The sequence below is a fragment of the Corynebacterium sp. HMSC11D10 genome (assembly GCF_001806995.1).
Classification (GTDB): domain Bacteria; phylum Actinomycetota; class Actinomycetes; order Mycobacteriales; family Mycobacteriaceae; genus Corynebacterium; species Corynebacterium coyleae.
The window spans coordinates 1-6008 of the sequence record NZ_KV787031.1 but is presented as its reverse complement, the minus strand read 5'-3'; the positions used below and the strand labels follow the sequence as shown (position 1 = coordinate 6008).

Sequence of the window (6008 nt, the reverse complement as noted above, 5' to 3'; positions counted from 1 at the left end):
GCTGACTGGGATTAAGTTACACACACCCAAACATAAACACAAACCCGCAGGTTACTGCGGGTAAATGCCTAGTCGTTAACACGTTCTACATGACCCCCAAGCCTGTTGAGGTTCTCAACAAACTCCGGGTAGCCGCGGTCGATGTGGTGCACATCGTGAACTGTGGTGACGCCGTCTGCCACAAGACCAGCCAAAACTAGACCGGCACCTGCACGGATGTCCGAAGACCACACGTCGGTTGATGACAGGCTTTCCACGCCTCGGATCATTACGTGATGGCCGTCGACGTTGGCGTCGGCACCAAGGCGCATCATTTCGTCGACAAAGCGGAAGCGTGCTTCGAAGACATTCTCAGTAATGACGGAAACGCCGTCTGCCACTGCAGACAGGGCGATCGCCATCGGCTGGAGGTCAGTTGGGAAGCCCGGGAACGGCAGCGTCTGATAGTCGACGGCTTTCGGGCGTTGACGCATTTGCACGCGGAAGCCGTTGTCGTAGGTCTCCACCTCGGCACCCGAGAGCTTCAACTTCGCCAATGCGAGGTGCAGGTGACCAGGCGCGACGCCGGTAACGGTGACATCACCCTGCGTCATGGCCGCGGCATATGCCCACGTGCCAGCGACGATGCGATCGCCGATCACCGTCCGTTCAGTGGGGTGTAGTTTCTCCACACCGTCGACGGTGATACAGGATGTGCCGGCGCCAGTGATATTCGCGCCCATTGCGTTGAGCATGTCGCAAAGATCGACGATCTCGGGTTCACGGGCGGCGTTATCCAGGGTCGTACGACCTTCCGCAAGCACTGCTGCCGTGACAATGTTTTCGGTAGCGCCGACCGACGGGAAGTCGAGCTCGATTGCGGCACCGCGGAGCTTCTCAGCACGTGCAACAACCGCGCCGTGTTCGATATGGGTCGTCGCACCGAGCTTTTCCAACCCTGATTGATGCATGTCCAGAGGGCGCGAACCGATGGCGTCGCCCCCTGGGAGCGCAACGCACGCCTCAGTACACCTTGCGACGAGAGGCCCCAGCACCGCCACAGAAGCGCGGAACTGTCGGACCGCGTCAAAGTCGGCATGTGGGGACAGTTCAGCGGGTGTTGTGATGCGTACGACATCGCCTTCAATCTCCACTTCACAACCAAGGCCGACGAGGACGTCGCCCATGAGCGGGACGTCGAGAATCTCAGGGCAGTTGCGAAGTGTCGTCGTGCCCTCGGTCAGCAGCGCTGCTGCCATAAGTTTGAGGACACTGTTTTTCGCACCCCCGACGTGCACTAGGCCTTCGAGTCGCGTTCCACCTGTGACCAAAAAACGTTCTTTCACGTCCACAACAGTACCGAACTCTGCGGGGCGCTCCAGAACGTCAAGGGTTAGGGAAGCGCGCCAATACGGCGTGCCGCGTTCACCGCTTCATAGCGGGTGTGAGCACCAAGCTTGCGCATCACGCTTCGCAGGTAGGACTTCACCGTCTCAGCACCGATCCCCATCTCTTCGGCCGCTTCAACGTTGGTGTGACCCAGCGCCACACAGGACAGCACGTCAAGCTCGCGGGCGGAGAGCTTCGTGGTCTGCTTCACGCGCACTGGGGAAACCAGCTGCTCGCAAAGCTGCTCAAGTTCCTTGCGCAGGTCTTCGTCGTCGACACGGTTGGTCAACATGCGCAGCTTCGAGTGGGTGGAGCGCACCTGCTCCCATTCGGCACCGCTCATCTGACGGCCGCCCTTGGCGCCTGCACGGTCGCCAGCCCCGTCGCCTGAGCGCAGGGCTGCATTGACTGCCAGTTCTTGCTCGAGGCAACGCGCAGTCATCGTGACTTCCTCAATGACCTTTTCGCCGAGGCGAACCGGCGAGTGAACACCGACGTAGAGGACGCCACGTACCTCACGGTTAACAATGACGGGCACAGCCACGATCGAGTGCAGTCCTTCGTCCTGGATCTGCTTGTCGTACTCGTGGGAAATCGTGTTTGCACGTGTGTAGTCGGAAACACCCGCGGCGCGGCGAGTGTTCACCACACGACCACCGACACCGGTGCCGGCATCGAGGGTGAGGTTCTGCAGCGCAGGGGTTCGCAGTCCGATCCACTGGGTGATCTGCAGTCGATTTTCCGCAATGAGGGTTCCGTACATGGCAACGGGGATGCCCGTTGTGGTTTTCAAAGCGGTGAGTGCCGCACGGATCGCATCGTCGTCGTCTTTGATGCGCTGCGCGTCCATCGTCATACCTGTTTGCCTTCCACGAACCGGGGTCACCCGTTTGGGCTCACCCGGAGTTGAACTTGGCCGAAAATCTTCACCATCATAACGCGCGAACGGGGGTAGCAAAATTTAGCCCCGCCGATATGGAGCCACAGGAAAGTCGAGCCCAATCGGGCAAGTCGCAATTTCAAACCCTCCCCCGTACCTATCGGTTCAGTAGATCTATACCGTCCTGTCTAGCGTGGCGTGTATGCTGTCTGGCAGCAACTCCAACAATCAACGTGTTTAAAGGAGCATCATGGCGAAGATTGCAAAGAACGTCCTCGACCTCATCGGCGGCACCCCGCTCGTGGAGCTGCAGGGCATCACCGAGAACTCGAAGGCTCGAGTTCTTGCGAAGCTCGAGTTTTACAACCCTGCGAACTCGGTCAAGGACCGCATCGGCAAGGCAATCGTCGAGGCTGCCGAGGCCTCCGGCGAGCTCAATCCTGGCGGCACCATCGTCGAGGCAACCTCCGGCAACACCGGTATCGCACTCGCTCTCGCGGGTGCAGCGAAGGGCTACAAGGTCATCCTGACCATGCCGGAGACGATGTCCACCGAGCGTCGCGTGCTGCTGCGCGCGTACGGCGCGGAGATCGTGCTTACCCCGGGTGCCGCTGGCATGAAGGGTGCTGTGGAGAAGGCGAACGAGCTCGTCGAGAAGAACGAGGGCGCTATCCTGGCCCGTCAGTTTGAGAACGAAGCAAACCCGAAGATCCACTACGCCACCACCGGTCCGGAGATCTGGAACGACACTGACGGCGAGGTTGACTTCATCGTCGCTGGTGTTGGTACCGGTGGCACGATTTCGGGCGCTGGCAAGTACCTCAAGGAGCAGAAGGCTGATGTGAAGGCCGTCGCGGTTGAGCCGGCTGCTTCCCCGCTGCTGTCCAAGGGCGAGGCTGGCCCGCACAAGATCCAGGGCCTCGGCGCAAACTTTGTACCGGGCACGCTGGACCGCACGGTTGTCGACGAGATCATCGCTGTCAGCAACGAGGATGCCGTGTCTACTTCTCGCGAACTGGCTGTCAAGGATGCGATCCTCGGCGGCATCTCTGCCGGCGCGAACGTGAAGGCCGCTCTCGAGCTGGCTGCTCGTGAAGAGAACGCGGGCAAGACCATCGTTGTGATCATCCCGGACTTCGGCGAGCGCTATGTCTCCACGATCCTCTACGAGGACATTCGCGACTAATCTGCTTATCGACGACTCCCCTCCCCGCCACCACACCATCGCTGGCAGGGAGGGGAATTTTTATTGTCGGCCCAAATGAACAGGTTGATACACTGCACGCCATGCTTTCTATGGCCAAATCTGTGGTGTCGACCATCCGCGAAGATCTAGCCAACGCCCGCGATCATGATCCTGCGGCGCGAGGCGATGTTGAGAACGCTGTTGTCTATTCCGGGTTGCATGCCATTTGGATGCACCGTTTCTGCCACGTCATGTGGAAGCGCGGCTGGAAGGGCGCGGCACGTATTTTGGCGCAGGCCAATCGTTTCCTTACCGGTATTGAGATTCACCCGGGCGCGACGATTGGGCGCAAGTTTTTCATCGATCACGGTATGGGGATCGTGATTGGGGAGACCGCGGAGATCGGTGACAACGTCATGCTCTACCACGGCGTGACGTTGGGTGGTCAGGTGCTTACGCAAACGAAGCGTCACCCGACGGTGTGCGACAACGTCACTATTGGCGCTGGCGCGAAGGTGCTCGGCCCCGTGGTTATCGGTGAGGGTTCCGCTGTCGGCGCGAATGCGGTTGTGACGAAGGATGTGCCGCCCCATTCGATTGCCGTGGGGATTCCGGCGAAGATTCGCCCCCGGAAGACGGATGAGCGGGCGCGTTTGGTGGACCCGGACTGCTACGTCAACAAGGGCGACTACATCATTTAGTCTTCGGCCGCGACGAGGTCGGCGTATTCGGGGTTGCTTTCGATGTAGCGCTCAACCGCCGGGCAGGTGGGGGTAACCAGCATGCCGTCGGCGCGGGCGTCGTCGAGCGCGTATTTCATCAGAGGCTTGGACAGGCCTTGTCCGCGGAACTTCGGATCCACCACGGTGTGTGGCAGGTCCCGGACACCGTCTTGGTCAGTGTAGGTGGCGTAGCCCGCGACCTCGTCGCCGACGAGGATTTCGTACTGGCCTTCTGCCTCGTTCTTGCGCACAGTGCTTTCAGGTGTTGCAGACATGGGCCCGACTATAGCGCGAAACGCCCCTTCCGCATTATTGCGAAAGAGGCGTTTCTGATGTGGCCAGAGCCAGGATCGAACTGGCGACCCCACACTTTTCAGGCGTGTGCTCTACCAACTGAGCTATCTGGCCAGAACCTTACGGTTCTGCGACCCTGACGGGACTTGAACCCGCGACCTCCGCCGTGACAGGGCGGCGCGCTAACCAACTGCGCCACAGGGCCAATATGTTGTTATTTCGCACTCACTTCAGTGTGTTCACACTGTCGCTTGCACGAGTCGATACATTACACAGACCTCACCATGGCAGACAAATCGCCTGCTCAATCACTATTTCAGGGCGTTGCTTTGCGACGATTGCGTGCACGGCATCGTCGCAAAGCAAAACGCCCCGAGGAAAACCTCGGGGCGTTATGGCGACCCTGACGGGACTTGAACCCGCGACCTCCGCCGTGACAGGGCGGCGCGCTAACCAACTGCGCCACAGGGCCGTACCCCCAACGGGATTCGAACCCGTGTTGCCGCCGTGAAAGGGCGGAGTCCTAGGCCTCTAGACGATGGGGGCGCTGAAAAGACAGCCCGCTCATCATAAGCTAGGTACGCCATTTCCTCCAAATAGCCTGCTAGCCCGGCAAAATGAGCAGACTGAATGCCATCACAATCATGCCGACAATCATCCCGTAAATCGCGGTGTGGTGTTTGCCGGTTTGGATGGCTGTGGGCAGCAGTTTGTCCAGGCTGACGAAGACCATGATGCCGGCGATTGCAGCGAACGTGATACCGAGCGACTGTGGCCCCAGGAACGGCTGGAGAAGCAAATACCCCACGATGGCACCCAACGGCTCCGCTAGGCCCGACAGGGTGGCCCACCAGGCGGCTTTGCGGCGGGATCCAGTGGCCTCCCGCAGAGGAACCGCGACCGCGTGCCTTCCGGGATGTTGTGGATCGCAATCGCCACCGCGAGAGGGATAGCAAGGGCCGGATCCGCGAGCGCTACGGCAAACGTGGCAAACCCTTCCGGGAAGTTGTGGATGGCGATGGCAACGGCACTGAGGACGCCCACGTTGCGTAACTGTGCTTTACTGACCCCACTTTCCGAGGGTTCTTCGTGGGGGTTGATCTCTTCGGGCACGAGGCGGTCGATAAGCGCGATCAGCCCGATTCCCGCGAAGAAGGCGACGGTGCCCCAGAGTTCCGCACGGGGGCTGCCTGCTTCAGCGAGCCCCTCGATTCCTTGAGGCAGCAGCTCGACAAACGAGATGTAGACCATCACACCGGCCGAGAACCCAAGCGCCCCAGCGAGAAAACCCGCGCCTGGAGCACGTTTCAGGGCGACGATCAGCCCGCCGAAGCCAGTGGATAGCCCGGCCAACAACGAGATCCCCAAGGCGATGCCGACGGCCGTGGGCGTAGCGGTACTGATATCCATACGCGCAGGTTAGCTGGTTCCACCTTGTGGCACTCGCAAACCCATCAACCCGGCACAGAAGGGGGCCCAAGAACGCGAAAAGCCCCGGCGTTAGCCGGGGCTCACGGTGGGCCCTGTGGTGTCTGAAGTCACGACATATTTGACAGGG

The 6008-nt window shown here is 60.4% G+C and carries 5 protein-coding genes, 4 tRNA genes and 1 pseudogene; 2 read left to right on the top strand and 8 right to left on the bottom strand.

All coding sequences use genetic code 11. The annotated features are described in order from the left end of the window. Positions 1–68: 68 nt before the first annotated feature. Together murA and ramA are read right to left on the bottom strand one after the other, a co-directional pair. Entirely contained in the window at positions 69–1325 is a 1257-nt protein-coding gene (murA, locus tag HMPREF3120_RS03160; RefSeq protein WP_070450759.1) for a UDP-N-acetylglucosamine 1-carboxyvinyltransferase, read from the bottom strand. A gap of 47 nt (positions 1326–1372) precedes the next feature. Next, on the bottom strand, positions 1373–2218 hold the full coding sequence (gene ramA / locus HMPREF3120_RS03155; protein ID WP_070423049.1) for an acetate metabolism transcriptional regulator RamA: 846 nt from the start codon (positions 2216–2218) through the stop codon (positions 1373–1375). A 280-nt stretch (positions 2219–2498) separates the two neighbouring features. On the opposite strand from ramA, the gene cysK reads away from it, so the two are divergent. Further along, positions 2499–3434 carry a cysteine synthase A gene (gene cysK, locus HMPREF3120_RS03150; protein WP_070450757.1) on the top strand — a complete coding sequence of 312 codons (936 nt, stop codon included), beginning with the start codon at positions 2499–2501 and terminating at the stop codon, positions 3432–3434. Between the two features lie 110 nt (positions 3435–3544). Beyond that, a complete protein-coding gene (epsC, locus tag HMPREF3120_RS03145) occupies positions 3545–4135 on the top strand; it encodes a serine O-acetyltransferase EpsC (protein ID WP_070450755.1) in 591 nt (196 codons plus the stop codon). On the opposite strand, the gene HMPREF3120_RS03140 is transcribed toward epsC, so the two are convergent. The 6 genes and pseudogenes from HMPREF3120_RS03140 to zupT form a co-directional block, all read right to left on the bottom strand. Then, positions 4132–4431: a GNAT family N-acetyltransferase gene (locus tag HMPREF3120_RS03140; protein ID WP_070423045.1), complete on the bottom strand. Its 300-nt coding sequence runs from the start codon at positions 4429–4431 to the stop codon at positions 4132–4134. The genes epsC and HMPREF3120_RS03140 overlap by 4 nt on opposite strands. A 60-nt stretch (positions 4432–4491) precedes the next feature. Next, a tRNA-Phe gene (locus HMPREF3120_RS03135) sits at positions 4492–4564 on the bottom strand. 17 nt (positions 4565–4581) lie between these two features. Next, positions 4582–4655 (bottom strand) — tRNA-Asp (locus HMPREF3120_RS03130). A 190-nt stretch (positions 4656–4845) separates the two neighbouring features. Next, a tRNA-Asp gene (locus tag HMPREF3120_RS03125) sits at positions 4846–4922 on the bottom strand. Between the two features lies 1 nt (position 4923). Beyond that, positions 4924–4996 (bottom strand) — tRNA-Glu (locus tag HMPREF3120_RS03120). Positions 4997–5054: 58 nt separating this feature from the next. Continuing rightward, positions 5055–5860: pseudogene (gene zupT / locus HMPREF3120_RS03115) on the bottom strand (zinc transporter ZupT). Positions 5861–6008 lie beyond the last annotated feature (148 nt).